The organism is Streptomyces durmitorensis (genome assembly GCF_023498005.1).
Classification (GTDB): domain Bacteria; phylum Actinomycetota; class Actinomycetes; order Streptomycetales; family Streptomycetaceae; genus Streptomyces; species Streptomyces durmitorensis.
In genome coordinates this window covers 2,701,455-2,727,276 of the sequence record NZ_CP097289.1, presented here as the reverse complement: position 1 = coordinate 2,727,276, position 25,822 = coordinate 2,701,455, and the positions used below count along the sequence as shown (strand labels likewise).

Annotated in this window: 20 protein-coding genes and 1 pseudogene; 17 read left to right on the top strand and 4 right to left on the bottom strand. The window is 70.9% G+C overall.

What is annotated here, in order from left to right; translation table 11 throughout:
- Positions 1 to 16 precede the first annotated feature (16 nt).
- The 11 genes and pseudogenes from M4V62_RS12080 (at position 17) to M4V62_RS12035 (ending at position 15,546) form a co-directional block, all read left to right on the top strand.
- Positions 17 to 697 (top strand): potassium-transporting ATPase subunit C, encoded by a 681-nt coding sequence (locus tag M4V62_RS12080; RefSeq protein ID WP_249587262.1) that lies wholly within the window; start codon positions 17 to 19, stop codon positions 695 to 697.
- A 190-nt stretch (positions 698 to 887) separates the two neighbouring features.
- Positions 888 to 2,087 (top strand): annotated as a pseudogene (locus tag M4V62_RS43880) (FtsX-like permease family protein); the annotation flags it as partial.
- A 1,606-nt stretch (positions 2,088 to 3,693) separates the two neighbouring features.
- Positions 3,694 to 4,140 (top strand): FtsX-like permease family protein, encoded by a 447-nt coding sequence (locus tag M4V62_RS43875; RefSeq protein ID WP_430626889.1) that lies wholly within the window; start codon positions 3,694 to 3,696, stop codon positions 4,138 to 4,140.
- A gap of 1,149 nt (positions 4,141 to 5,289) precedes the next feature.
- Positions 5,290 to 7,839 (top strand): hypothetical protein, encoded by a 2,550-nt coding sequence (locus M4V62_RS12070; RefSeq protein ID WP_249587261.1) that lies wholly within the window; start codon positions 5,290 to 5,292, stop codon positions 7,837 to 7,839.
- Entirely contained in the window at positions 7,832 to 8,752 is a 921-nt protein-coding gene (locus M4V62_RS12065; RefSeq protein ID WP_249587260.1) for an ABC transporter ATP-binding protein, read from the top strand. Before M4V62_RS12070 ends, M4V62_RS12065 begins: the two co-directional genes overlap by 8 nt.
- A 150-nt stretch (positions 8,753 to 8,902) precedes the next feature.
- A complete protein-coding gene (locus M4V62_RS12060) occupies positions 8,903 to 10,129 on the top strand; it encodes an alginate lyase family protein (protein ID WP_249587259.1) in 1,227 nt (408 codons plus the stop codon).
- An 84-nt stretch (positions 10,130 to 10,213) separates the two neighbouring features.
- Positions 10,214 to 10,894 carry an ABC transporter ATP-binding protein gene (locus tag M4V62_RS12055; RefSeq protein ID WP_249587258.1) on the top strand — a complete coding sequence of 227 codons (681 nt, stop codon included), beginning with the start codon at positions 10,214 to 10,216 and terminating at the stop codon, positions 10,892 to 10,894.
- 163 nt (positions 10,895 to 11,057) lie between these two features.
- A complete protein-coding gene (locus M4V62_RS12050; protein ID WP_249587257.1) occupies positions 11,058 to 13,604 on the top strand; it encodes a sensor histidine kinase in 2,547 nt (848 codons plus the stop codon).
- A gap of 44 nt (positions 13,605 to 13,648) precedes the next feature.
- A complete protein-coding gene (locus M4V62_RS12045) occupies positions 13,649 to 14,332 on the top strand; it encodes a response regulator (RefSeq protein ID WP_249592796.1) in 684 nt (227 codons plus the stop codon).
- Positions 14,333 to 14,421: 89 nt separating this feature from the next.
- Positions 14,422 to 14,820: an OB-fold nucleic acid binding domain-containing protein gene (locus M4V62_RS12040; protein WP_249587256.1), complete on the top strand. Its 399-nt coding sequence runs from the start codon at positions 14,422 to 14,424 to the stop codon at positions 14,818 to 14,820.
- 3 nt (positions 14,821 to 14,823) lie between these two features.
- Positions 14,824 to 15,546: a DUF3159 domain-containing protein gene (locus tag M4V62_RS12035; protein ID WP_249587255.1), complete on the top strand. Its 723-nt coding sequence runs from the start codon at positions 14,824 to 14,826 to the stop codon at positions 15,544 to 15,546.
- A 93-nt stretch (positions 15,547 to 15,639) separates the two neighbouring features.
- Here M4V62_RS12035 and M4V62_RS12030 read toward each other — a convergent pair whose 3' ends face one another.
- From M4V62_RS12030 to M4V62_RS12015, 4 genes are all read right to left on the bottom strand, one after another.
- Positions 15,640 to 16,317, bottom strand: a complete 678-nt coding sequence (locus tag M4V62_RS12030; protein ID WP_249587254.1) for a potassium channel family protein — start codon at positions 16,315 to 16,317, stop codon at positions 15,640 to 15,642.
- Positions 16,317 to 16,985, bottom strand: coding sequence for a potassium channel family protein (locus M4V62_RS12025; protein ID WP_160507676.1), 669 nt, complete (start codon positions 16,983 to 16,985; stop codon positions 16,317 to 16,319). Before M4V62_RS12025 ends, M4V62_RS12030 begins: the two co-directional genes overlap by 1 nt.
- A gap of 151 nt (positions 16,986 to 17,136) precedes the next feature.
- On the bottom strand, positions 17,137 to 17,376 hold the full coding sequence (locus tag M4V62_RS12020) for a hypothetical protein (protein WP_249587253.1): 240 nt from the start codon (positions 17,374 to 17,376) through the stop codon (positions 17,137 to 17,139).
- Positions 17,376 to 17,705 carry an ArsR/SmtB family transcription factor gene (locus M4V62_RS12015; protein ID WP_249587252.1) on the bottom strand — a complete coding sequence of 110 codons (330 nt, stop codon included), beginning with the start codon at positions 17,703 to 17,705 and terminating at the stop codon, positions 17,376 to 17,378. Before M4V62_RS12015 ends, M4V62_RS12020 begins: the two co-directional genes overlap by 1 nt.
- A 172-nt stretch (positions 17,706 to 17,877) precedes the next feature.
- Between M4V62_RS12015 and M4V62_RS12010 the strand changes: the two genes are divergently transcribed.
- The 6 genes from M4V62_RS12010 (at position 17,878) to M4V62_RS11985 (ending at position 25,527) form a co-directional block, all read left to right on the top strand.
- Entirely contained in the window at positions 17,878 to 20,166 is a 2,289-nt protein-coding gene (locus tag M4V62_RS12010) for an MMPL family transporter (RefSeq protein ID WP_249587251.1), read from the top strand.
- 61 nt (positions 20,167 to 20,227) lie between these two features.
- Positions 20,228 to 22,306, top strand: a complete 2,079-nt coding sequence (locus M4V62_RS12005; RefSeq protein ID WP_249587250.1) for an APC family permease — start codon at positions 20,228 to 20,230, stop codon at positions 22,304 to 22,306.
- Positions 22,307 to 22,461: 155 nt separating this feature from the next.
- Complete coding sequence (locus tag M4V62_RS12000; RefSeq protein ID WP_249587249.1) at positions 22,462 to 23,829, top strand: class I SAM-dependent RNA methyltransferase; 1,368 nt, start codon at positions 22,462 to 22,464, stop codon at positions 23,827 to 23,829.
- A 426-nt stretch (positions 23,830 to 24,255) separates the two neighbouring features.
- The gene (locus M4V62_RS11995; RefSeq protein ID WP_249587248.1) at positions 24,256 to 24,450 is read left to right on the top strand and encodes a ribbon-helix-helix protein, CopG family; all 195 of its coding nucleotides are present in this window, start codon (positions 24,256 to 24,258) and stop codon (positions 24,448 to 24,450) included.
- The gene (locus M4V62_RS11990; protein ID WP_249587247.1) at positions 24,447 to 24,839 is read left to right on the top strand and encodes a type II toxin-antitoxin system death-on-curing family toxin; all 393 of its coding nucleotides are present in this window, start codon (positions 24,447 to 24,449) and stop codon (positions 24,837 to 24,839) included. The genes M4V62_RS11995 and M4V62_RS11990 overlap by 4 nt, the downstream gene beginning before the upstream one ends.
- Before the next feature lie 394 nt (positions 24,840 to 25,233).
- Positions 25,234 to 25,527, top strand: coding sequence for a hypothetical protein (locus tag M4V62_RS11985; protein WP_249587246.1), 294 nt, complete (start codon positions 25,234 to 25,236; stop codon positions 25,525 to 25,527).
- Positions 25,528 to 25,822: the final 295 nt, after the last annotated feature.

Sequence of the window (25,822 nt, the reverse complement as noted above, 5' to 3'; positions counted from 1 at the left end):
AAGCGTGCTGATCTCCATGAACAACTCCGTTGCAAGCACGGCGCGGTTGCTGGGGGCGGGTCTGCGTGCCCTGCTCGTGCTGACCGTGATCTGCGGTGTCATCTATCCGCTGGCCGTCACCGGGATCGCCCAGGGCCTGTTCAACAACAAGGCCAACGGCTCCGAGATCAAGAGCGAGGGCAAGGTCGTCGGCTCCGAACTCATCGGGCAGCGGTACGACCTGCCGCTCAAGAAGGGCCAGGAGACCGCTGAGCCCGACCTGAAGTGGTTCCAGCCCAGGCCGTCCAACGGCCTCGGCTCCAACCAGGACGCGGGGGTGAACACCCAGTACAACCTCATCCTGTCCGGCGCCACGAACCTGGCCGGTGACAACAAGGACCTGATCGCGAACGTCAAGGCCGCCAAGGCCGCCGTGGTCAAGGACAACTCCACGGCCGGTTTCAAGGTCAGGCCCTCGGACGTGCCGGCCGAGGCCGTCACCTCCTCCGGCTCGGGCCTGGACCCGCACATCTCCCCGGAGTACGCCGACCTCCAGGTGCACCGCATCGCGGACAAGAACCACTTGGGCGTCGCGCAAGTCCAGAAGCTGGTCGACGCGCACACCGACGGGCGGATCCTCGGCTTCGTGGGCGAGCCCCGCGTCAACGTCCTCCAGCTCAACATCGCACTGAAGGAGCTCGTCGCCGACAAGGGCTGACACCCTCGTCGTCGGTGACAGCTGACGCTGCATCAACTCGCTTGTGGCCCGCGGTGATTCGGTCCTGTCGACCGGAGCATTGCGGGCCACAATCGCGTACGTCCATACTGTGCCGGTCACGCGGGGGGAGACCGGTGCGGTGAGCGGACGGCGCGTGCCCGCCGTGGTGCGGAGCGGCCGGCATCACGGGATGGTGCTCGGGGCCGCCGGGCTCGCCGTCCTGCTGGCGGCCACGGTCCTCGCTGCCCTTGCCGCGCTGACCGAGAAGGCCGTCGAGGGCGGGGTGCGGCAGCGGCTCGCCGCGGACCGGGAAGCCGTCGTCGAGGTGGCCGGGCGCTACGGCGCCGCCAGCGTGCGGCGGTGGGACCCGGACGTACGGGCGGCGGTCGACCGCACCTATGGCGACGTGCCGCACCGCACGCGGCTCGCGCTGCGGACGCCCGCAGCGCGCAACGACGAGCTCGCCGTCACCGAGGCCGGGGGCCGTCGCCGCGAGGACGCCACCGTGTCCGTGGTCGCGCTCGAAGGGGCCCGCTCCCACGCCGATCTGGTGGCGGGCCGGTGGCCGCGGGGCGGCTCCTCGGGCAGCTCGTCCCGTGGAGTGACGGAGACCGTGCTGACCAGGGCGTTCGCCGCCGAGCTCGCGGTGCGGACCGGCGACGACGTGGTCGTGCGCGGCGCCGGTGAGCGCCTGGTGCGGATGCGGGTCGTCGGGCTCTACGCGACCGAGGGGCGCGCGCCCGCGGTCTGGGCGGGCCTGAGCAGTACGTTCGGGACGGCCGACTCCATCGCGCTCGTGCCGCGCGGCGCGTTCACGGCGCGGCAGGGGCTCACGAAGGACGCGGGCGCGCTGTGGCTCGGCGTGCCCGACGCGCGGGGTCTTGGGCTCGGCGACATCGGGCCGCTGGCGGAGCGGGCCCGGGCGTTCGGCGGCAGCGATGCCTCGCTCTCGGTGCTGCGGGGGAAGGGGGCCGCGGACGACCTGACCGTCTCGGCGGGGCTGCGCAGGGCCCTGGACCGGCTCACCACGCCCATCGCCGTGGCCCGCGCCGGGCTCTACGTCCCCGCCACGCTGCTCGCCGCCCTCGCGGTCGCGGCCCTGGTGCTCACCGGGCGCCAGCTCGCCGAACACCGGCGCCCTGAACTGGCGTTGCTGGCCGCCCGGGGCGCGGGGACGCGGCGGCTCGTCGTGTCGACCGCGGTGCAGTGGGCGGTGGTCGCGCTCCCCGTGGGGATCGCAGCGCCCTTCCTCGCGGGACCGCTGCTGCGGCTGCTCGAAGGGGCGGGGCTGCTCCACGGTGGGATGCCGGACGCTTCGGTGATCGGCGCCGCGTGGGTGGCCTCCGGCTTCGCCGTCGTGGTGCACGGGTGCGCGGTGCTGCTGCCCACGGTGCGGCTGGTGCGGGACCGGCGGGCGGTGAGCCGCCTTCGCCTGCGGGTGGGGCGGTTCGCGGGGGCGCAGCGGGTCGGGGCCGATGTGGCGCTGGGGGCGGTGGCGGTCCTGGGGTGGCTGCAACTGCGGCAGTACCGGTCGCCGGTGACCGGGGACGGCGTCGATCCGGTGCTCGTGTTCGCGCCCGTGGTGATGACCACGGCGGCCGCGCTGCTCGTGCTGCGCCTGCTGCCCTTCCTGACGCGGGCCATCGACCCGCTCGCCCGGCGGGGCAGGGGCCTCGTGCTGCCGCTCGGCGGCTGGCAGATCGGACGGCGCGCGGCGCGGCACGCCGGGCCCGCCCTGGTGGTGACCCTCGCGCTGGCCGTCGCGGCGCTGAGCAGCACCGCCCTCGCCATTCTCGACCGCGGTGACCGGGACCAGGCCGCGTTCCAGGTGGGCGCCGACCTGCGGATCGAACCGGGGGAGAGTGTGCCGCCCGGGGAGCGGCGGGCCGCGTACAGCGCGCTGCCGGGGGTCGATGCGGTCACTCCCGTGGTGACCACGGAGGGATACATCGGGCAGGACGCGGTGGCCGTCACCGGAGTCAACACCGGGCGGGGTCCGGTGCCTTCGCTGCGGGGGGATCTGGCGTCGCGGCCCATGCGGGAGCTTGTCGCGCCGCTGGGGGTGGGGGTTTTGGCACATGGGCTTGTGGTTGCTGGTGGGCGGTCAGGGGGCTCTCGCTCGGTCTCTGGGGCAGGGGGTGAACTCCCGCTCCGGGTGCGGCTGTCCGCGGAGGGGCCCGGCCGTCCGGTGCCGGTCCGGCTGACGGTCTTCTTCGAGGACGAAGACGGCCTCGTCCACTCAAGTGCCGTTCTTCTTAAAGAAGGTGGCTCTCGGGGAGGAAGTGGTTCTCGGGTGGTGCCCCTGAAGGTGCCGGTGCGCGGCGGTGACGTACGGATCCTGCAGATCGACCTGAGCATGGCGGGCGAGACGGTGCGGCGCACCTACCGGCTCCGTGTCGACCGGGTGCCGGGGCTCGCCCAGGAGGCCGACTGGCGTGACCTGCGCGAGGACGCGCCTGACCGGTACGGGGCGGGGTGCCCCGGGGTCGAGCCGCCGCGCGGGGTGGTGGGGGAGGCGCCCGGGCCTGTGCTGTGCGGGGACCGGCCGGGGCGTGGCGTGCTGCTCGACGCGGTGCTGCGGGGGCCCGACACGCGGCTCAAGTATCCGACGTGGAACGTCCGCCTCGGCACGGACAGCGCGAAGGGGCGCCCGCGCCCTGCGGCGCCGGCTCTCGCCGACCGCGCGCTGCTGGACTCCGGGGCGGTGCGGGTCGGGGACGTCGTGACGCTGCGGCGCAGTACGGGGGGCAGTGCCCGGCTGAAGATCGTCGGGCGGATCGCGGCGGTGCCGGGCATGGCACGGGACCGGCCCCGGTTACTCGCCGACTCGCGGGCGATGGCTGCCCAGTTGGTGCTGAGCGGGGCGCTGCCGGGGCCGGACGGCGTGTGGTGGGCGGGGGTGGCGGGGGGAGACGCGACCGCCGCGTGGGAGGCGGTGCGGGACAGGCCGCGGCTCGGCACCGCCGTGGACGTGCCGCACGCGCGCGTGGAGCTCGGTGAGGATCCGCTGCGGCGCGGGGCACGAGGCGGCCTCTGGCTCTGCCTCGCACTCGCACCGGCGTTCGCGGTCATCGCCTTCACGCTGCATACGGTGCTTTCGGCGCGGGCGAGGGGGGGAGTTCGCGCTGCTGAGGGCGCTGGGGGTGCGGAGGGGGCAGCTCGCGGCGTACTTGTGGACGGAACAGCTGGCGCTCGCGGGGGCGGCGGCGCTCCTGGGTACGGGGCTCGGGGCGGGGCTCGCTGCGGTGATCATGCCGGTGGTGACGGTGGACGCGGAGGGGGACCCGGTCTTTCCCGGGCTGCTCACGGAGGTGCCGTGGGGGTGGGTGTGGGTGGTGGCGGGTGGGGTGACGCTGGTGATCTGTGGGGTGGTGAGTGGGGTGGCGCGGGTTGTGGGGCGGGTGGATCTGGGGCGGGTGTTGCGGGCGGGGGAGGACGGGTGAGGGGCCCTGCGGGGCCCTGCGGGGCTGGGGCGGGGCTGGGTTTGGTGCGGCCTTGGCTTGGGTGTGGTCGCGGCTTGGGTGCGGCCTTGGCTTGGGTGCGGCCTTGGCTTGGGTGTGGTCGCGGCTTGGGTGTGGCCTTGGTTTGGGTGTGGTCGCGGCTTGGGTGTGGCCTTGGCTTGGGTGTGGCCCCGGCTTGGGTGTGTGGCCGGCTGCGGAGGCGGTGCTGCTGCGGGGCTGGTTCGTCTGTGGGGGCGGGGCCGCGCCGGTATGTCCGTCCTCGCTATCGTCCGGTGGCCGCTGGGTTGCTTCGCTGCTGGAGTGCCGCGAACCGTGCTCCGGGCGGACATACCGGCACGTCCCCTCGCGAGCGCTGCCGGCTGCGGGCGCGTGGGACCCGGGCTCCCGTGGGATCCCCCGCCGGCCTATACGTCTCCCTTTCACCTCCGCTGTTGTATCTGTTGCTCACCCGCCCGCTTTGTGTCGATCCCGCGCGCTGGGGATGTGGAGCTCGCGCCTCTACTCGTCTCCGCTGTTGTACGTGTTGCTCACCCACCCGGTTCGTGTCGATCCCGCGCGCTGGGGATGTGGAGCCGCTGCCTCTACTCGTCTCCGCTGTTGTACGTGTTGCTTGCCCACCCGGTTCGTGTCGATCCCGCGCGCCAGGGATGTGGAGCCCTCGCCTCTACCCGTCTCCGCTGCTGTACGCGCTGCCCACCCACCCAGTCCGTACCGCCCCGCCCACCGGCGACGCGAAGCCCCGCCCCCACTCACCCTTCGCACCCGCGGGGCAATCGGGACCGCCCCGCCCACCGGCGACGCGAAGCCCCGCCCCCACTCACCCTTCGCACCCGCGGGGCAATCGGGCGGGTGGGCGGGAAAGGCTTGTTCGTTCGGGGGATGCGGGGAGTGGGCGGGGCAGGGGGTGTCGGGTGAACGGGGGAGGTTGCTTGTGAAGCTGGGGTCGTGTTGGGGGGAGGGGGGCTTGTGAGGCGTGGGGAGTTGGGGCTCCTTGGGGCGCTTGCCGGGCTGGTGTTTGTGCTTTGTGGGCTGGCGGTGGGCGGGCCCGGAGTGCTTGAGCGGGCTGCCGGGGGTGCCTTGGAGTCGCGGCTTGAGCAGGTGCAGAGGGATGCTCCTGGAGTTACGCACCGGGTGCGGTTCGGGCCTGAGGTGGAGAGGGGCGGGGGCGGTGGCTCGCTGGGCGGTGAGCTGCGGCGGTTGTCCACCGTGGTCGAAAACGCCGCGCCCACCGCCCTGCGCGGCGACCTCCCGCGCGACTCCACCCGGATCGCCCTGCCCAACGTACGGACCGGCGACGGCACCACTCTGTCGCTGGTGTACGCATCCGACGCCCCGCCCCGTACCGCGTACGCCGCCGGACGGCCCCCCGCCGCGCGGGGACGCGTCGTGGAGATCGCCGTCTCCACCCGTACCCGCGACGCGCTGAAGCTGCGGCTCGGGCAGGAACTCCGGCTCGGGCCCGGCGCGTTGGAGAGGGTGGACGCACCGGCACGGGTGGTCGGGTTCTACGCCGCCGACGGCGAGCGGCGGCTCTGGCGTGAGCAGCCTCTGCTCGCCCGCACGGCACGGGATCCCCGTAGCGGCGCGGCCGTGTACGCCGGTGCTCTGCTCGCGCCGCGCGGCGTCGAAGTGCTGCAGCAGCAGTCGGGCGCCGATCTCACCGTGATCTGGGGCATGCGGCTCGACCTCGGCGATGACGCGGCCCGCTTCGTCGGCGACCAGGGGCAGCGCGACTTCGAGCGCCTCATGCTCCGTTACCCGGAGTCCGTGCGGGGCGTCACGTGTGGCGGAGGGGCTGGCGGCTTCGGGGGCGGGATGTACTGCGCCCTCGGCTCGCATCCCGCCACGGAGTCGGAGACCGCCACCGAACTGCCGGACGCCCTGCGCGAGTTCCAGCGGCAGTGGCGGCAGGGCAGTGTCGTGATCTCCTTCGCGCTCGCCTCGGTGACGGCGGTCGGCCTCGCTGCCGTGGTGGTCGGCGCCCTGCTGTCCGTACGGCGTGGGCTCGACGTCCATCGGCTGCAACGCGCGCGCGGGGCATCGGCTCCGGGGATCGCCCTGGGGCGTGCCGCGCGGACCGCGCCCGCGGTGGCGCTGGGGTTCGGCGGCGGCTGCGCGGTCGCATCGGTGCTTCCGGACGCCTCGTCCGCGTACGGGCGAGGGCTGCTCGTCGCCGTGGGCGCGTGGCTTGTGCTGCCCCTGCTGACCTGGTGGGCCGTGCGGGACCGGGCGCTGCTGCGGGACAGGGCGGCGGGCGGCGGGCGCCGAGTCGTCGCCGAGGCGGGCGTGGTGGCCGTCGCTCTGGCCGGTGTCCTCGCGCTGCGGGCCCGTGGGACGACGGGCGGCGCGGGAGGCGATCCGCTGCTCGCGGCCGTGCCCGTGCTGCTCGGGCTCGCCACGGTCGTGGTCCTCGTGCGCCTCTACCCCTTGCCGGTGCGCCTCCTCGCGCGCTGGGCCGCCCGTGGCCGCGGAGCCGTGGCCCTCATCGCGCTCTCCCGCGCCGCCAAGGAGGCCCCCGCCCGCGCGCTCGCGCTGCTCGTCCTGGTGGTGACCCTGGCGGGTGCCGTGTTCGGCGGTCTGGTCTCCGGGACGCTGGCGGAAGGGCGGCGGGATGCCGCCGCCTGGCGGGTGGGCGCCGATGCCTCCTTCCTGGGAGTGGGGCGCGACCCCGGCACCGCCGGGCGCCTGGCACGCGCGCGTGGCGTGCGGGAGACCGTGGCGGTGCGGCAGATGCGGGTCGATCCGGTGAGCGCCACGGACGGTGGGCGGTACGGGGTCGCGAGCCTGGTGGGCGTCGACGGCGCGAAGTTGCGTTCCGTGGAGGGGAGTTCGGCCGCCGGCCGCGCCCTGCGGGACGCCGGGCTCAGCGAGGGGACGGCACGGGGCGGTGACATCCGGGTGCTGGCCGACGCGGCCGACACGGGGGACGTGCTGACCATCACCGTGCACGGCAAGGAGCGGCGCCTGCGCGTCGTGGGCGCCCTCCCCGAAGACGTGCGGCGCGATCCCGCACTCGGCCCCGTGGGCACCGCCACCGAGGCCAGGGAGCACCTCCTGCTCGCCGACAACCGCGACCTCAAGGCCTTCGGCGCGAGTGAGTTCGAGGCGTCCGCCCTGCTTCTCTACGGCCCCCATCTGGACGTCAGGGAGCTGCGTTCCGTCGTCCCGCGCACCGCACCCGGCGCCGCCACGGGAGAGCTGCGCATCCGTGCCGAGGAGCAGGCCGAGGCCGACGAGGACGGTCTGACCGCTGCTGTGACCGCCGCGCACACCGCCTGCACCGCCCTGGCCGTGCTCCTCGCGCTGCTCGCCCTCGTGCTCGAACTCCTGCTGTCCGCCCCCGCACGTGGCACCACCACCGCCCGCCTGCGCACCCTGGGGCTCGGCGGCCGGGCCACCGCCGGGCTGCATCTGCTCCAGCTGCTGCCCCTGGTGCTCGCGGCCGTGGCCGGCGGCGTGGCGCTCGGCCTGACGCTGCCCGGACTGCTCGGACCCGCCCTCGACCTGCGGGAGTTCACCGGCGGGCCCACAGCGCCCGTCCTGCGCACGGACGCGCTGTTCACCGCGGCGCTGTCCGCGGGAACCCTCGCCCTGGTGGCCGCGGCCGTGGGCCTGGAGACCTGGCTGGGGCGGCGGCGGGGCCTTGGAGCCGTACTGCGACTGGGGAGGAACGATGACTGAGCTCGCCGATCTGGAGGCCCGCGCGAACGCCGCGCGCCGCCGCACGGGGGAGGAGGGTCTTGTCGTCTGCGACAACCTCGTACGCGTCTATCGCACCGACAAGGTGGAGGTGCAGGCCCTCCAGGGGCTCGACCTGGTGGTCGGCGAAGGGGAGTGCGTGGCGCTCGTGGGCGCGTCCGGGTCCGGCAAGTCCACCCTCCTGTCGATCCTTTCGGGGCTCGACCTGCCGACCGCGGGGCGGGCGAAGGTCGCCGGGCACGACCTGCTCTCCATGGGGCGCCGCGAGCGCCTCGGCTACCGCAGGAACACCGTCGGGTTCGTGTGGCAGCAGACCGGACGCAATCTGCTGCCGTACCTCACCGCCCTGGAGAACGTCGCGCTGCCGATGAAGTACGCGCGCGTGCCCCGTCGCGAGCGCGCGGCACGGGCCGCCGAACTGCTCGGCGTGCTCGGTGTCGCGTACTGCCGCGACCGGCGGCCCGCCGAGCTGTCCGGCGGCGAACAGCAGCGCATCGCCGTGGCGGTCGCCTCCGCCAACGCCCCGCGCGTGCTGCTCGCCGACGAGCCCACCGGGGAGCTGGACACGGCCAGCGGCGAGGAGGTGTTCGCGGCGCTTCGCCGCGCCAATGAGGAACTCGGCGCGACCGTCCTGGTCGTCACGCACGATCCGCTCGTCTCCGGGCAGGTCCGCCGCACGGTGCGCATCCGGGACGGACGTACGTCCACGGAGACGCTGCGCGAACAGGGCGGTGCGGGGGAGGAGTTCACGGTTCTGGACCGGGCCGGACGGTTGCAGCTGCCGCGCGACTACGTGGAGCGCTATGGGCTGCGCGGACGTGTGCGGCTCACGGAGGAGCCGGATCACATCGGCGTCTGGGGCGAGGGGCCGGATTCATCCCCGGCCGGTCCCTGAGCAGGAGCTCCGCCGTCCGGTGAATTCTCGTGCAGGGAACCTCTGACTTCACGCCTTGACGCAAGCATGGTCCGTACCTATGGTCTCGGGCCAACACGCATGTTCAGAAAGGCACTTGAAGTTCACATACGAGAATGGATGGCCCTTCGCATGGCTGACACCCCCACACCCGTGCGCCACCACCGCAGACCCCGCACGGCAGTCCTCGCGACCCTCGCCACCGTGGTGACCGCCCTGGTCGCCGCCCTCATCGCCTGGCCCGGCGCCGAGCGCGCCGACGCGGCACCCAGCACCTTCGCGCACCCCGGAGTCACCGTCTCCCGCGGCCAGTTGGACTTCACCAGGGAGAAGGTCAACGCAGGCGCTCAGCCCTGGAAGGGCGCGTACGACCAGATGATGGGGAGCAAGTACGCCTCCCTGTCCCGCACGCCCAAGCCCCGCGCGGTCGTCGAGTGCGGCTCCTATTCGGACCCCAACTACGGCTGCACCGACGAGCGCGAGGACGCGACAGCCGCGTACACCACGGCACTCGCCTGGTACTTCACCCGTGACGAGCGCTACGCAAAGAAGTCCATCGAGCTGATGGACGCCTGGTCCGGCACCATCAAGGACCACACCAACAGCAACGCCCCGCTGCAGACCGGCTGGGCGGGGTCGTCCTGGCCCAGGGCCGCCGAGATCATCAAGCACACGTACACCGGCGGCTGGGGCAACTCGGGCCGCTTCGCGACGATGCTGCGCAACGTCTACCTGCCCGAGATCATCAACGGCTCCCACTCCAACGGCAACTGGGAGCTGTCGATGATGGAGGCCGCCATCGGCATCTCCGTCTTCATCGAGGACAAGGGGTCCTACGACAAGGCGATGGCGAAGTTCCGCACGCGCACCGCCGCCTACGTCTACCTCGCCTCCGACGGCGATCTGCCCAAGACCGTGCCCAGCCAGAACCTGGACACCCGCGCCAAGATCGTCAAGTACTGGCAGGGACAGGGCACCTTCACCACCGGGCTCACCCAGGAGACGTGCCGCGACTTCACCCACACCGGATACGGGCTCTCCGCGATCTCCCACGTCGCCGAGACCAGCCGCATCCAGGGCGATGACCTCTACAAGACGGACGTCGGCGAGCGGCTGCGCCAAGGGCTCGGATTCCACGCCAAGTACGAACTGGGCGAGGCCCCGCCGAGCTCGCTCTGCGGCGGCTCGGTCCACCGGGGCCTCGGGCCCGTCACCGAGGTCGGCTACAACGCGCTCCACAACCGCCTCGGCCACGCCATGAGCAACACCCAGAAGCTCACCGAGCAGAAGCGCCCGGCAGGTTCCAACAACCTGTTCGTCGCCTGGGAGACCCTGACCCACGCGGACAATCCCGGCTGATGCGGACCTTGTTGGGCCGGGCGTGCCGTGACCATACTGGCGCCCGGCCCAACAGGGCCGTACGGGGGATCTGAGGGAGGGGCCATGGCACGGAGCGCGGTCGTCGTCGAGGACCTGCACCGGACGTACGGCAGCGGCGCGTCCGCCGTGCACGCCCTGCGCGGCGTCTCCTTCGCCGTCCCGCGCGGTGAGCTGGTCGCCCTGAAGGGGCGGTCGGGATCCGGCAAGACCACCCTGCTCAATCTCGTCGGCGGACTCGACACCCCGGACGCCGGGAAGATCACCGTCGAAGGGCTCGAACTCGCGGGCCTCGGCGAGAGCGGCCTCCTGGAGCTGCGCCGCGACCACGTCGGCTTCATCTTCCAGTCCTTCGGACTCATCCCGATCCTCACCGCCGCCGAGAACGTCGGCGTGCCCCTGCGGCTGCGCAAGACCGACCCCCGTGAGCGCGAGGAGCGCGTCGCGCTGCTGCTCGCCCTCGTCGGCCTCGCCGACCATGCCGAGCAGCGGCCCGGCGAGCTCTCCGGAGGCCAGCAGCAGCGGGTGGCGATCGCCCGCGCGCTCGCCAACAAGCCCTCCCTGCTCATCGCGGACGAGCCCACCGGGCAGCTGGACGCCGAGACCGGGCTCGCGGTCATGGAACTGCTGCGCGCCGTCGTCCGCGGCGAGGGCGTCACCGCCCTGGTCGCCACGCACGACGCGGCGCTGCTCGACCTCGCCGACCGGGTCCTGGAGCTGAGCGACGGCGAGATCGTGGAGCGCTGATCGCCCGCGCTTCCCGTGGCAGGGCTTCGGCCTGCCCCGTCGACCGGTCACATCAGGGTTGCGTCAAAGAGCGCCCTCCCACGCACCCTCGTCCGATTTGCGGAAATTGTTGGCCGTAAGGTCGACGCTGCGTACAGAGCAGTTTCGGGAAGACAATGGGGCCATGGCACGCGGCAAGCTTCGGATATACCTCGGTTCGGCACCGGGCGTCGGCAAGACGTACGCGATGCTGTCCGAGGCGCACCGCCGCATCGAGCGCGGCACCGACTGCGTCGTGGCCTTCGTGGAGCACCACGACAGGCCGCGCACCGAGGTGATGCTGCACGGCCTGGAGCAGGTGCCCCGCAAGGCCCTGGACTACCGAGGCACCCTGTTCACCGAGATGGACGTCGACGCCGTCCTGGAGCGGGCGCCCGCCGTCGCCCTGGTGGACGAACTGGCGCACACCAATGTCCCCGGCTCCCGCAACGCCAAGCGCTGGCAGGACGTCGAGGAACTCCTCGCCGCCGGCATCGACGTCGTGTCGACCGTGAACATCCAGCACCTGGAGTCCCTGGGCGACGTCGTCGAGTCGATCACCGGCGTGCGCCAGCGCGAGACCGTGCCGGACGAAGTGGTGCGGCGCGCGGACCAGATCGAGCTCGTCGACATGTCGCCCCAGGCGCTGCGCCGCCGCATGGCGCACGGCAACATCTACAAGTCCGACCGGGTGGACGCGGCCCTGTCCAACTACTTCCGGCCTGGCAACCTCACCGCCCTGCGCGAGCTCGCGCTGCTCTGGGTCGCCGACCGGGTCGACGAATACCTCCAGCAGTACCGCGGCGAGCACGACATCCGCTCCACCTGGCAGGCCCGCGAGCGCATCGCCGTCGGCCTCACCGGCGGCCCCGAGGGCCGTACGCTCATCCGCCGCGCGTCCCGGATGGCCGCCAAGGGCTCCGGCAGCGAGATCCTCGCCGTGTACATCGCCCGCAGCGACGGCCTGACCGCGGCATCCCCCAAGGAACTCGCCGTCCAGCGCACCCTCGTGGAAGACCTGGGCGGCACCTTCCACCACGTCATCGGCGACGACATACCGGCGGCCCTGCTCGACTTCGCCCGCGGCGTCAACGCCACCCAGATCGTCCTCGGCTCCTCGCGCCGCAAGACGTGGCAGTACATCTTCGGACCCGGAGTCGGCGCGACGGTCGCCCGTGAGTCGGGCCCCGACCTGGACGTCCACATCGTCACGCACGACGAGGTCGCCAAGGGCCGCGGCCTGCCCGTGGCGCGCGGGGCACGGCTCGGACGGTCCCGGAGCATCTGGGGCTGGCTGGTGGGCGTCGGCGGCCCGGCGCTCCTGACGCTGCTCCTGACCCACGTCGACGCGGACCTGGGTCTCGCCAACGACATGCTCCTGTTCCTGACGCTCACCGTCGCCGCCGCACTGCTGGGCGGGCTGCTGCCGGCCCTGGCGTCGGCGGCCTTCGGCTCGCTGCTCCTGAACTACTACTTCACGCCACCCCTGCACCTGTGGACGGTCTCCAACTCCAAGAACATCGTCGCGATCATCGTCTTCGTGGGCGTCGCGATCTCCGTCGCCTCCGTGGTGGACCTCGCCGCCCGCCGCACCCACCAGGCCGCCCGGCTGCGCGCGGAGTCGGAAATACTCTCCTTCCTCGCGGGCAGCGTGCTGCGCGGTGAGACGAGCCTGGACGCCCTCCTGGAACGCGTACGCGAGACCTTCAGCATGGACTCCGTGGCCCTCCTGGAGCGTGAGAGCGACGTCGCCCCCTGGACCTGCGCAGGGCGGGTCGGCGAGGGCCGTACCCTCCAACGCCCCGAGGACGCGGACGTGGACATGCCGGTCGGCGACCACATGGCGCTCGCCCTGTCCGGCCGGGTCCTGCCCGCCGAGGACCGCCGGGTGCTCGCCGCGTTCGCCGCGCAGGCCGCCGTGGTCCTGGACCGCCAGCGCCTCCAGGGCGAGGCGCAGCAGGCCCGCACCCTCGCCGAGGGCAACCGCATCCGCACCGCGCTGCTCGCCGCCGTCAGCCATGACCTGCGTACGCCTCTCGCGGGCATCAAGGCCGCCGTCTCGTCCCTGCGCTCCGACGACGTGTCCTGGTCCGAGGAGGACCAGGCCGAGCTCCTCGAAGGCATCGAGGACGGCGCCGACCGCCTGGACCATCTGGTCGGCAATCTCCTGGACATGTCCCGCCTGCAGACCGGCACCGTCAGCCCGCTGATCCGCGAGATCGACCTCGACGAGGTCGTCCCGATGGCGCTCGGCGGTGTCCCCGACGGCAGCGCGGACCTCGACATCCCCGAGACGCTGCCCATGGTCACCGTCGACAAGGGCCTCCTGGAGCGGGCCGTCGCCAACATCGTCGAGAACGCGGTCAAGTACAGCCCCGACGCCGAACCGGTCCTGGTCTCCGCGAGCACGCTCGGCGACCGCGTCGAACTGCGCGTCGTGGACCGCGGCCCGGGTGTCCCGGAAGCGGCCAAGGACCGCATCTTCGAGCCTTTCCAGCGCTACGGTGACGCTCCGCGCGGCGCCGGCGTGGGACTCGGCCTCGCGGTCGCACGCGGCTTCGTCGAGTCCATGGGCGGCACGCTCGAGGCGGAGGACACCCCCGGAGGCGGTCTCACCATGGTCCTCACCCTGCGGGCGGCGGCGGGCACACCGCCGACCGTGCCTGATCTCTCCGCCCAGGCCACCTCATGACCGCCACCAGCGACAAGACCCAGAAGCCCGAAAGGCAGGTACAGATGACCCGGGTGCTCGTGGTCGACGACGAGCCGCAGATCGTACGCGCCCTCGTGATCAACCTGAAGGCGCGCAAGTACGACGTGGACGCGGCCCCGGACGGAGCCACCGCGCTCCAGCTCGCCGCCGCCCGCCACCCCGACGTGATCGTGCTGGACCTCGGTCTGCCCGACATGGACGGGGTCGAGGTCATCAGGGGCCTGCGCGGCTGGACGCGCGTACCGATCCTGGTGCTCTCCGCGCGGCACAGCTCGGACGAGAAGGTCGAGGCGCTCGACGCGGGCGCCGACGACTACGTCACCAAGCCCTTCGGCATGGACGAGCTCCTGGCCCGGCTCCGTGCCTCCATCCGCAGGGCGGAGCCCACCGGAGCGGGCGAGGACGACGTGATGGTGGACACGGAGGACTTCACGGTCGACCTGGCCGCCAAGAAGGTCAACCGCGACGGACGCGACGTACGCCTGACGCCCACCGAGTGGCATCTGCTCGAAGTCCTGGTGCGCAACACAGGGCGCCTGGTCAGCCAGAAGCAGCTGCTCCAGGAGGTCTGGGGCCCTTCGTACGGTACGGAGACGAACTACCTGCGCGTCTACATGGCACAGCTGCGCCGCAAGCTGGAGGCGGACCCGGCGCATCCGCGGCACTTCATCACCGAGCCTGGAATGGGTTACAGGTTCGAGCGATGAGTCAAGGGTCGAGTGGGGGCTGAGCGGGCATAAGCACAGATGAGCGCACCCATTGCGGCGCTGTCGGCGACCCCCGGTACGCTTCCTGTATGAGTGCTGTTCCTGGTTCCGAGAAGCCGGCAGGCCGCTTCCGGCGCATGCTCGACCGGCTGTCCTCCTCCCAGGAGGATCTGGAGTCGGAAGAGCTGCGTGAGGACGCAGAAACGGCCGGGTGCACCCGCATCGGAGACTGCCACGACCGCCAGATAGTCACGGTTACTGGTACCTTGCGCACGGTCACCCTGCGGCCACGCGCCGGGGTCCCCGCCCTGGAGGCGGAGCTGTTCGACGGCTCCGCGGCACTGGACGTGGTGTGGCTCGGCAGGCGCTCCATCGTGGGCATAGAGCCGGGGCGCAGGCTGATCGCGTCCGGCAGGGTCTCGATGAGCAGGGGCCGCCGGGTGCTCTTCAACCCGAAATACGAACTCAGACCCCTCGGACGGGAGTAGCCGGTGACGTCCCTCGACAAGCCGACGGACCAGGGAACCACGGATCAGGACGACGATTCCAGGGCCGTGACCGAGGCCGCGCTCTTCGAGGCCTTCGGCGGCGTTCGGGGCATGGTGGAGACCGTCGTCCCCGGCCTCCTCTTCGTGACCATCTTCACGATCAACAAGGACCTGCACATGTCGGCCATCGCGGCCCTCGCGGTGTCCCTGGTGCTCGTGGTGGTCCGCCTGGTCATGAAGGGCACCGTCAAGCACGCCTTCAGCGGCGTCTTCGGTGTGGCCTTCGGTGTGGTCTTCGCGATGATGACCGGCAACGCCAAGGACTTCTATCTGCCGGGCATGCTCTACACCCTGGGCCTCGCCCTCGCCTACATCATCACGGCCATCGCCGGTGTCCCGCTGATCGGCCTGATCCTCGGCCCGGTCTTCAAGGAGAACCTCTCCTGGCGGACCCGCAACCCAGGCCGCAAGAAGGCGTACACGAAGGCCAGTTGGGCCTGGGGCCTGATCCTGCTCGCCAAGTGCGCGATCCTTTTCCCGCTCTACTGGTGGGGGGACACGACGCAGTTCGGCTGGGTCCTGATCGCCCTGAAGATCCCGCCGTTCCTGCTCGCCGTCTGGCTGACCTGGGTCTTCCTCGCGAAGGCGCCGCCGCCGATCGACGTGTTCGCCGAGATGGAGGCCGCAGAGAAGGCGGAGGAGGAGCGCAAGGCCGCGCCCCGATAGGGGCGCGGGGAACTGCGCGACCAGCCACGACGAACCCGCAGATGAGGGGGCGCCCGAACTTCCGGGTGCCCCCTCATCTGCGTACAAGCAGCGCTAGCTCGCCGCGTCCTCACGGCGCACGGAAAGCAGATCCTCCAGCTGTTCCTCCCGCGCTTGCGCCGCGACGAACAGCAACTCGTCCCCCGCCTCAAGGGAATCATCGGCGGTCGGCGCGAGGACGCGCGTGCCGCGGATGATCGTCACGAGCGAGGTGTCCTCGGGCCACTGGACGTCGCCGACCTGCGTGCCCGCGAGGGCCGACTCGGGCGGCAGGGTCAGCTCGACGAGGTTCGCGTCGCCGTGGCTGAAGCGGAGCAGCCGGACGAGATCGCCGACGCTCACCGCCTCCTCGACGAGCGCGGACATCAGACGCGGGGTCGAGACGGCGACGTCGACACCCCAGGACTCGTTGAAGAGCCACTCGTTCTTGGGGTTGTTCACGCGGGCGACGACCCGCGGGACGCCGTACTCGGTCTTCGCGAGCAGCGAGACGACGAGGTTGACCTTGTCGTCACCGGTCGCGGCGATCACCACGTTGCAGCGCTGGAGCGCCGCCTCGTCGAGCGAGGTGATCTCGCAGGCGTCGGCGAGCAGCCACTCGGCCTGCGGGACGCGCTCGACCGAGATGGCGGTCGGCGCCTTGTCGATGAGCAGAATCTCGTGCCCGTTCTCCAGGAGCTCACCGGCGATGGAACGACCCACCGCGCCTGCTCCGGCAATGGCGACCCTCATCAGTGACCGCCTTCCTCGGGGCCTTCGGCGAACGCCGCTTCGACCTTCTCGACCTCGTCCGTGCGCATCATCACGTGCACCAGGTCGCCCTCCTGGAGCACCGTCTGGGAGGTCGGCAGGACCGCCTCGCCCAGCCGGGTGAGGAAGGCCACGCGGACGCCGGTCTCCTCCTGGAGCTCACTGATCTTGTGGCCGATCCAGGACGCGGACGCGTGCACCTCGGCGAGCTGTACGCCGCCGGTGGGGTCGCGCCACAGCGGCTCGGCCCCGGAGGGCAGCAGCCTGCGCAGCATCTGGTCGGCGGTCCAGCGGACCGTGGCGACGGTGGGGATGCCCAGGCGCTGGTAGACCTCGGCGCGGCGCGGGTCGTAGATGCGGGCCGCGACGTTCTCGATGCCGAACATCTCGCGGGCCACCCGGGCGGCGATGATGTTCGAGTTGTCGCCGCTGCTCACCGCGGCGAAGGCGCCCGCCTCCTCGATGCCGGCCTCGCGCAGGGTGTCCTGGTCGAAGCCGATACCGGTGACACGGCGGCCGCCGAAGCCGGAGCCCAGGCGGCGGAAGGCGGTGGGGTCCTGGTCGATCACGGCGACCGTGTGCCCCTGTTGTTCCAGGGTCTGCGCGAGAGCGGATCCGACTCTCCCGCAGCCCATGATGACGATGTGCACGCCCGTCCTTCCGGCTGTGTCAATACTTTTTGCTCAGGCTGAACGGTAAAAGCGTCTCAGACCGACGCCCAAGCTACACACGCGCGGTCCGCGGAGGGCACCCCTGTGCACCTGCCGGTGCGCGTGCAGCCGGCACGCAACCGGCACGGGCTCAGTCCACGCTGCGCAGCAGGCCCTCGACGGTCTTGAGCCGGTGGCCCAGCTCGACGAGCTGCAACCGGGTCGACTCCTGCTCGGACCTGGCGCGCTCGACGACCTCGCGGTAGTGGTCCATCGCCTCGGCGTACTGGCGGTCGCGCTCGCGGTTGCGCTGCGACTGGAAGTAGGCCACCGACACGACCGCGCCGGCGAGTATCAGGAAGAAGGCGACCGGGATGATCACGTCGTCCATTAAGACCCCTCTGATGAGTGCTGTCCGACCTCGTCCGACGCGTCCTGCCGGACGGCCGCGAGGATCGTGTCCACGTTCAATCGCACGTCGAACGGCGCCAGTTCGAAGTACTTGAGCGCCTTGCCGTCGTCGGAGAGCTCCAGGCGGCCGACGACGAGACCGGCCTTCTCCAGACGTTCGAGGTGCATGTAGAGCAGGGGCCGGGAGACACCGAGCCGCCGCGCCAGTTCGCTGACGTACAGCTGCCCCGGGGCGAGCTCGGTGATGATCCGGATCCGCTGGGCGTGGCCCACCGCGGAGAGGAAGGCGAGCAGCTCTTCGCTGTCCATGGCCCGCCTTCTCGCTGGTCCCGAAACCTGTCAGCCAAGACTTACGCATGACGGGATCCACTGTCAATCCGCGCCCGCACAGCATCGAATGACAGTTGACGGCTTGTTCCTTCACCTGTCAGTCTCCACTTACACATGAAGGTCAGTGGTTGACGAAGGGGCGGGGATGGTCATGAGGAAGCGATCGGTCACGGTGCGCGTGGCCCGATGGAGCGCGCTGCACCCAGGGCGCGCGATCGTCGGGTGGCTGGTGTTCGTGGTGCTCTGCCTGGGGGGCGGCATCGCCGTCGGCATGAACAGCGCCACGTCGGAGGACTTCCGCGTCGGGGAGGCCGGCCGCGCCGAAGCCCTGGCGACCGAGGGCGGTGTCCAGCTGCGGTCCACGGAACAGGTGCTGATCCGCGCCGAGTCGGGGCCGCTCGACGAGAGGGCCGCCGACGCCGCCGTCAAGGACATCACCGCCCGGATGAAGTCGCTGCCCGAGGTCGCGTCGGTGGCGCCGCCGGTCGAATCGGCCGACGGACGGGTCCTGCGGGTCCAGGTGGAGCTGAACGGCTCCGAGCAGAAGGACCAGGAGACGGTGCCCCCGGTCCAGGCCCAGACCGAGGCGGCCGCGAAGGCCCACCCGGACCTGGTCATCGAGGAGACCGGTGACGCCTCCGTGAGCAAGGGCGTCGATGACCAGCGCGACAAGGACCTGCAGTTCTCCGAGGCGATCACGCTGCCCGTCACGCTGATCACGCTCGCGCTGGTCTTCGGCTCGGTGATCATGGTCGGCGTACCGCTGCTACTCGCCGTCACCTCGATCATGGCGACGATGGGCCTGGCGATGCTGGCCTCGCACCTGCTGCCCGACACCGGCGTCGGGATGAGCATGATCCTGCTCATCGGCATGGCCGTCGGAGTCGACTACACGCTCTTCTACCTCAAGCGCGAACGCGAGGAGCGGGCCCGCGCGGGCGGCCGCCTCACCTCCGAGGCCCTGGTCGAGGCCGCCGCCGCGACGGCGGGTCGCGCCATCGTGGTCTCCGGGCTCGCCGTGATCGTCTCCACCACCGCGCTCTTCCTGGCCCGTGACGTCATCTTCGACTCCCTCGCCACCGGCACCATCCTGGTCGTCGCCGTCGCCGTGGTCAGCTCGGTGACGGTGCTGCCCGCGCTCCTGGTCAAGCTCGGCCGCCGTACGGAGCGCCGCGCCGCCAAGCGGATCGCGCGGGGCAAGCCGGTCCGCGCGGCGTACGGCGAGAAGAAGCCGGGCCGCGCGTGGAACGCCCTGCTCGCGCCCGCCCGCAAGCGCCCCGCGCTCACCCTGTGCCTGTCGGTCCTCGTCATGCTGGGGCTCGCGCTGCCCGCACTGAACATGAACCTCAAGAACCCGGCGCGGGACAGCTTCTCGCGCGACATCGAGGCGATGAAGGGGTACGACAGGCTGCTCGAAGCCTTCCCGGAGCAGCGCGTCCGGCACCTCGTCGTGGTGCGGGCCGAGGCCTCGCAGGCCGGTGAGGTGCGCGAGGCCCTGACGGCTCTGGACCGCAGGGCGAAGGCCGACCCGCTCTTCTCGCACCCCTCCGGTGCTCCGCTCTTGCGCGCCTCGAAGGACCGGCGGACCACCGCCCTGGAGCTGAACGCCCCGCACCCGACGTACTCGAAGAAGGCCGAGGACTCGCTCGACCACCTGCGCCACGACCATCTCCCCGCGACCGTCGGCAAGCTGCCCGGCGTCGAGACGGCCGTCACCGGCGAGGTGCCGCGCGGCACCGACTACGTGGAGCACCAGAACCAGAAGCTGCCGCTCGTCCTCGGCTTCCTGCTCCTGATGACCTTCGCCATGACGGTCATCGCGTTCCGCTCCGTCGTCCTCGGACTGCTCGGCATCGTGCTCAACCTGCTCTCCGCCGCGTCCGCGCTCGGGCTGCTCGTCCTGGTCTTCCAGGGCAAGTGGGCCGAGGAACTGCTCTCGTTCATCTCGCTCGACGGGATCTCATCACGGGTGCCGCTCTTCCTCTTCGTGATCCTCTTCGGGCTCTCGATGGACTACCAGGTGTTCGTGGTCAGCCGGATCCGGGAGGCCGCGCTGAACGGCGTACCCACCCGACAGGCCGTCATCCAGGGCATCAGCTCGTCGGCCAAGGTCGTCACCAGCGCGGCGATCGTCATGGTCACCGTCTTCGCGAGCTTCGTGATGCTGCACATCCTGGAGATGAAGCAGATGGGCTTCGTCCTCGCGGCGGCCGTCCTGCTCGACGCGTTCGTGATCCGCATCATGATTCTGCCGGCGGCGCTGCTGCTGCTCGGGCGTGCCACCTGGTGGCCGTCCCGCGCGATCCTGCGTGCCGAGGAGCGGGCGGCCGAGCGGTACGGGCGGCATGGGGCGGGGGAGGTGCCAGAAGCACCGGAGGCCACCGATGAGCGTCCGCTTTCCGGGCATTGGGCGGAGCCCGGGGCGGCGCGTCGTGGCTAACCGGAGCAGTTAGGGGGTGGTGGGTGGGCGGGCACCCATTCGAACGCTTACGATCCTCTGCGTGTCCAAACTGACCGACGTGCCCAAACGGATCCTCATCGGGCGCGCACTGCGCAGCGACCGGCTCGGAGAAACCCTCCTGCCGAAGCGCATCGCTCTACCCGTGTTCGCGTCCGACCCGCTCTCCTCCGTGGCCTATGCGCCGGGCGAAGTGCTCCTCGTCCTCTCGATCGCGGGTGTGTCGGCGTACCACTTCAGCCCCTGGATCGCTGTCGCGGTCGTCGTGCTGATGTTCACCGTCGTCGCGTCGTACCGGCAGAACGTGCACGCCTACCCGAGTGGTGGTGGCGACTACGAGGTCGCCAACACCAACCTCGGCCCCAAGGCCGGACTCACCGTCGCGAGCGCCCTGCTCGTCGACTACGTCCTGACCGTGGCCGTGTCGATCTCCTCGGGCATCGAGAACCTCGGCTCGGCGATCCCGTTCGTCGTCGAGCACAAGGTGCTCTGCGCCGTCGCCGTCATCGTGCTTCTGACGGTGATGAACCTGCGCGGAGTGAAGGAGTCCGGGAAGCTCTTCGCCATCCCGACGTACGTCTTCGTCGCCGGCGTCTTCATCATGATCGCCTGGGGTGCCTTCCGCGGCATCGTCCTCGACGAGACGATGAAGGCGCCCACCGCGGACTACGAGATCAAGCCGGAGCACGGGGGCCTGGCGGGCTTCGCCCTTGTCTTCCTGCTCCTACGGGCCTTCTCCTCGGGATGTGCCGCGCTCACCGGCGTCGAGGCGATCAGCAACGGCGTCCCGGCCTTCCGCAAGCCCAAGAGCAAGAACGCGGCGAGCACCCTGGCCCTGATGGGCGCCCTGGCCGTCACCATGTTCTGCGGCATCATCGCGCTGGCCATGATGACCAAGGTCCGCATGGCCGAGTATCCGGGCAAGGACCTGTTCCACAACGGCGTCCCGGTCGGTTCCGACTACGTCCAGAACCCGGTGATCTCCCAGGTCGCCGAGGCCGTCTTCGGCAACGGCAGCTTCCTCTTCATCGTGCTCGCCGCGGCTACCGCGCTGGTCCTGTTCCTCGCGGCCAACACGGCGTACAACGGCTTCCCGCTGCTCGGCTCGATCCTCGCGCAGGACCGCTACCTGCCGCGCCAGCTGCACACCCGCGGCGACCGGCTCGCCTTCTCCAACGGCATCGTGCTGCTCGCGGGCGCCGCGGCCCTGCTCGTCGTCATCTACGGCGCGGACTCGACCCGTCTGATCCAGCTCTACATCGTCGGCGTCTTCGTCTCCTTCACGCTCAGCCAGATCGGCATGGTCCGGCACTGGAACCGCCATCTGCGCAAGGAGAAGGACCAGGCCAAGCGGCGCCACATGATCCGCTCGCGGGCGATCAACACCTTCGGCGCCTTCTTCACGGGCATGGTCCTGGTCGTCGTACTCGTCACGAAGTTCACGCACGGCGCCTGGGTCGCCCTGCTCGGCATGGTGATCTTCTACGCGACGATGTCCGCGATCCGCCGTCACTACGACCGCGTCGCCGAGGAGATCGCCGCCCCGGACACCCCGTCCGACGACAGCGTGCGCCCGTCGCGGGTGCACTCCATCGTCCTGGTCTCCAAGATCCACCGCCCGACGCTGCGCGCCCTCGCCTACGCCAAGCTGATGCGCTCGGACACGCTCGAAGCGCTGAGCATCAACGTCGACCCGGCGGAGACCAAGGCCCTGCGGGCCGAGTGGGAGCGGCGCGGCATCACCGTCCCGCTGAAGATCCTCGACTCGCCCTACCGCGAGATCACGCGGCCGATCATCGAGTACGTCAAGGGGCTCCGCAAGGAGAGCCCGCGGGACGTGGTCAGCGTGATCATCCCGGAGTACGTGGTGGGCCACTGGTACGAGCACCTGCTGCACAACCAGAGCGCGCTCAGGCTCAAGGGCCGTCTGCTCTTCACGCCGGGCGTGATGGTGACGTCGGTCCCCTACCAGCTGGACTCCTCCGAGGCCGCGAAGAAGCGGGCCCGGAAGCGGTCGGAGTGGAATGCGCCGGGTGCGGTGCGGCGGGGCCCGGTGGAGAAGCGCGCGAAGGAGCCGAGCAACGGCGGCGGCCACGGTGGCGGCAACGGCAAGAAGTCCTGACGCCTGCTGATTCCTGCTGATTCCTGCCGACCCGGCGGTTGGTGAACTGACCCGGAGGTTGGCGAGCGGCCGGACAACACCCACGTAGACTGGTGGGCTGTTGTCCGGCCGTTTCTTGCGGCCGATCCCCTTTTACGTTGTGGAGTCACCCCGCCATGCAGGCAGAACCGAAGAAATCGCAGGCGGGGAACTCGAAGGAGAGCTCGCAGGAGACCTCCCTCGTCGGGCAGGAGTACGAGGTCGAGGTCGGCCCCGTCGCACACGGCGGCCACTGCGTCGCCCGCACAGCGGAGGGCCGCGTCCTCTTCGTCCGCCACACGCTTCCCGGCGAGAAGGTCATCGCGCGCGTGACGGACGGCGACGAGGACAGCCGCTTCCTGCGCGCGGACGCGGTGACCGTCCTCGAACCGTCGAAGGACCGCGTCGACGCCCCGTGCCCCTACGCGGGCCCCGGCCGCTGCGGCGGCTGCGACTGGCAGCACGCGAAGCCGGGCGCGCAGCGCCGCCTCAAGGGCGAGGTCATCACCGAGCAGCTGGCGCGCCTCGCGGGCCTCACCCCCGAGGAGGCAGGCTGGGACGGCACGGTCGTCCCGGCGGAGGGCGACAAGCTCCCCTCGGGCGAGGTCCCTGCCTGGCGCACGCGCGTCCAGTACGCGGTGGACCCCGACGGCAACGCGGGCCTGCGCCGCCACCGCTCGCACGAGGTGGAGCCCGTCGAGCACTGCATGATCGCGGCTCCCGGCATCTCGGAGCTCGGCATCGAGAAGCACGACTGGTCCGGCATGGAGTCGGTCGAGGCGATCGCGGCATCGGGCTCCCAGGACCGCCAGGTCATCCTGGAGCCGAAGCCGGGCGCGCGCCTCCCGCTGGTGGAGCTGGACAAGCCGGTCTCGGTCCTGCGCATCGCCGAACAGGACGGCGGCGTCCACCGCGTGCACGGCCGCCCGTTCGTCCGCGAGCGCGCCGACGGCCGCACGTACCGCGTCGGCAACGGCGGCTTCTGGCAGGTCCACCCGAAGGCGGCCGAGACGCTCATGCTCGCCGTCATGCAGGGCCTGACACCCCGCAAGGGCGACACGGCGCTCGACCTCTACTGCGGCGTGGGCCTGTTCGCGGGCGCGATCGCCGACCGGGTCGGTGACAAGGGCGCGGTCCTCGGCATCGAGTCGGGCAAGCGAGCGGTCGAGGACGCCCGCCACAACCTCGCGGCCTTCGACCGCGTCCGCATCGAACAGGGCAAGGTCGAGGCCGCCCTGCCGCGCACCGGCATCACCGAGGTCGACCTGATCGTCCTCGACCCGCCGCGCGCGGGCGCGGGCAAGCAGACGGTGAAGCACTTGACGAAGCTGGGGGCGCGGAGGATCGCGTACGTGGCGTGCGATCCGGCAGCGCTGGCGCGGGACCTGGGGTACTTCCGGGATGGCGGTTACCGGGTGCGGTCGCTGCGGGCGTTCGATCTGTTTCCGATGACGCATCATGTGGAGTGCGTTGCGATTCTGGAGCCTGCCGCGAAGGTCCTCTGACCTGCTGTTTTGCATTTCAGGTGGTCAGCTCGACCTGTTTTCGCTCGCGGAATGCGTCGACTGAGGTTCGCTTGTGCAGAACGCTCTGAGCTGCAGGTTCAAGGGCCGGCGTGGGTCTCGCGGCGACGTGGCGATGCGCAATGCAGAATTTTTGACGCTCGGATGACGCTCGAATTTCGGAAGCCTCAACCTCGGACCTCTCCGGCCCTGGGCCGCAGACCGGAGCCGTCGGCGCGGGGCAAGGACTCCGGTTCGGGGGGGGGGGGCTGCACCTCGCCAGCGGCGGCGCGTGCTGCTACCTCGTCGCACGCACCTCGGAACCGAGACCGCGGCCCGACCGGGCCACGAAGGACGGCGTCGTGGTCCGAGGTCTTGAGTGGCTGGTATCACCTCACCACCCAGATACCAGTCCAGTATCATTCCTGTATGGCGATGACACTCCGACTCCCCGAAGACCTTGATGCGAAGCTCACCGAGCGGGCTCGTCGGGAGGGTCGCAGCAAGCAGGAACTTGCCATAGAGGCCATCCGTGACGCCCAGCACCGGGCCGAGCTGAAGGTCGATGACGTCCTGGCCGAGCTGATGGACAGCGATGCGGGGATCCTGGACTACCTGAAGTGACCCAAGTGCGCTACATCCATATCGACGAGATCCTGGCCATCGCTCGCACGGTCAACGATACCGAGCACAGCGTGCGTGACATGGGACTTTTGGTGTCAGCGATCGAACGGCCCCGGACGAACGTGTTCGGGGTCGAGCTGTATCCCACGCTGCACGAGAAGGCGGCGGCACTGCTGCACTCCGTCGCTCGCAATCACGCGCTGATCGACGGCAACAAGCGCACCGCCTGGCTTGCCATGCGTGTCTTCCTGCGGTTCAACGGCGTCAGCGCCAGTACCGCCCCGCCACCCGTCTCCGTGGCTGGCCCGTTCGTCGAGGAAGTTGCGCAGGACAACATCGATGTACCGGCCATTGCCAAGCGCCTGGCGGCCTGGTTCCCCGTTTCCTGACGTTCGACGTCGTGGGTACGGGACGGAATGAGGTTCCGGGAGCGGTGCCGGCTTCTGGTAGTCCGCCGGGGGACTGACCCGTTCGTTCAGCGGGTGGATTCGTATGCTTTCGCGAGATGGGGCAGCGGGTCCGCTCGGCGCGAAGATGGCGTCCCACGCGCCTTCCCGTTTGGGCGGCAGGCAAGGTCAACATTGGCTACGGCGGTCTCTTCCCAACCAACACCCGCCCCTGCTTTCCCAGCGGTCACGGAACGCGCTGTCCGTGCCCCTCGCGTGCCCCCGTGCGCACTGAGCCGGTCCTCTCGCCTCCAACAGGCTGTGTCTGCGGTATCCATCGTCAACGTCCACAGCTTGGAGGGGGGACAAGGTGCCGGAGGAATGGATACGGGCTCTCGTGGCGGACTTTGGATCCGAGTGCAGGGAGCGTCTGCGGGTCAGCGACACGGAGGCGTCCATCAGCCTGCCGGTGGCGAAGCTGGTGGAAACATTCGGGGCGCGCTGGAAGCTGAGTCCTTGCCTTCATCCTGAGTATCCCTTGCCCGAGGCCCGGGTGCGTCCGGACTACGCGGTGGAGACATCGGGGCGCATCACCGGCTTCCTGGAACTGAAGACGCCAGGGCACGACGTCACGCCCGACGGCTTCACGAAGCGGGACCAGGAGCAGTGGGAGCTGATGCGCGGACCGTAGTGGCCCGGTACCAGTCCGGTTCCTGCGGGCACAACTCGGGCGCGCAGGTGCGCCCGGACGAGGGCTCGTGCGGCGGTAACGCGGTCGGGGTTCTCGTCGGTGGCCTCGGCAGCGTCGAAGGCCGGGATGCCGCCCAGCCCGTGCTCCGCGTCGTCGAAGTTGTCTAACCTGGTCTTCGGAGCGGGAGACGCCGTGTAGGCGTCGCTTCCCCATTCCTGCCGGTCGGAGAAGATTGGGTGGGTGCCAGTCCTTCGTGCCCACGACGACGAGGACCTTCGGGGGGCATCCCCTCGAA

Excerpts from the sequence above, each read along its gene's own strand:
- M4V62_RS12050 (WP_249587257.1), top strand. The coding sequence starts at position 11,058 with ATGGCACGCGGCAAGCTTCGGATATACCTCGGTTCGGCACCGGGCGTC.
- M4V62_RS12000 (WP_249587249.1), top strand. The coding sequence starts at position 22,462 with ATGCAGGCAGAACCGAAGAAATCGCAGGCGGGGAACTCGAAGGAGAGC.
- M4V62_RS12040 (WP_249587256.1), top strand. The coding sequence starts at position 14,422 with ATGAGTGCTGTTCCTGGTTCCGAGAAGCCGGCAGGCCGCTTCCGGCGC.
- M4V62_RS12065 (WP_249587260.1), top strand. The coding sequence starts at position 7,832 with ATGACTGAGCTCGCCGATCTGGAGGCCCGCGCGAACGCCGCGCGCCGC.
- M4V62_RS12030 (WP_249587254.1), bottom strand. The coding sequence starts at position 16,317 with ATGAGGGTCGCCATTGCCGGAGCAGGCGCGGTGGGTCGTTCCATCGCC.
- M4V62_RS12045 (WP_249592796.1), top strand. The coding sequence starts at position 13,649 with ATGACCCGGGTGCTCGTGGTCGACGACGAGCCGCAGATCGTACGCGCC.
- M4V62_RS12080 (WP_249587262.1), top strand. The coding sequence starts at position 17 with ATGAACAACTCCGTTGCAAGCACGGCGCGGTTGCTGGGGGCGGGTCTG.
- M4V62_RS12015 (WP_249587252.1), bottom strand. The coding sequence starts at position 17,705 with ATGGACAGCGAAGAGCTGCTCGCCTTCCTCTCCGCGGTGGGCCACGCC.
- M4V62_RS12060 (WP_249587259.1), top strand. The coding sequence starts at position 8,903 with ATGGCTGACACCCCCACACCCGTGCGCCACCACCGCAGACCCCGCACG.
- M4V62_RS12055 (WP_249587258.1), top strand. The coding sequence starts at position 10,214 with ATGGCACGGAGCGCGGTCGTCGTCGAGGACCTGCACCGGACGTACGGC.
- M4V62_RS12010 (WP_249587251.1), top strand. The coding sequence starts at position 17,878 with ATGAGGAAGCGATCGGTCACGGTGCGCGTGGCCCGATGGAGCGCGCTG.
- M4V62_RS11995 (WP_249587248.1), top strand. The coding sequence starts at position 24,256 with ATGGCGATGACACTCCGACTCCCCGAAGACCTTGATGCGAAGCTCACC.
- M4V62_RS12020 (WP_249587253.1), bottom strand. The coding sequence starts at position 17,376 with ATGGACGACGTGATCATCCCGGTCGCCTTCTTCCTGATACTCGCCGGC.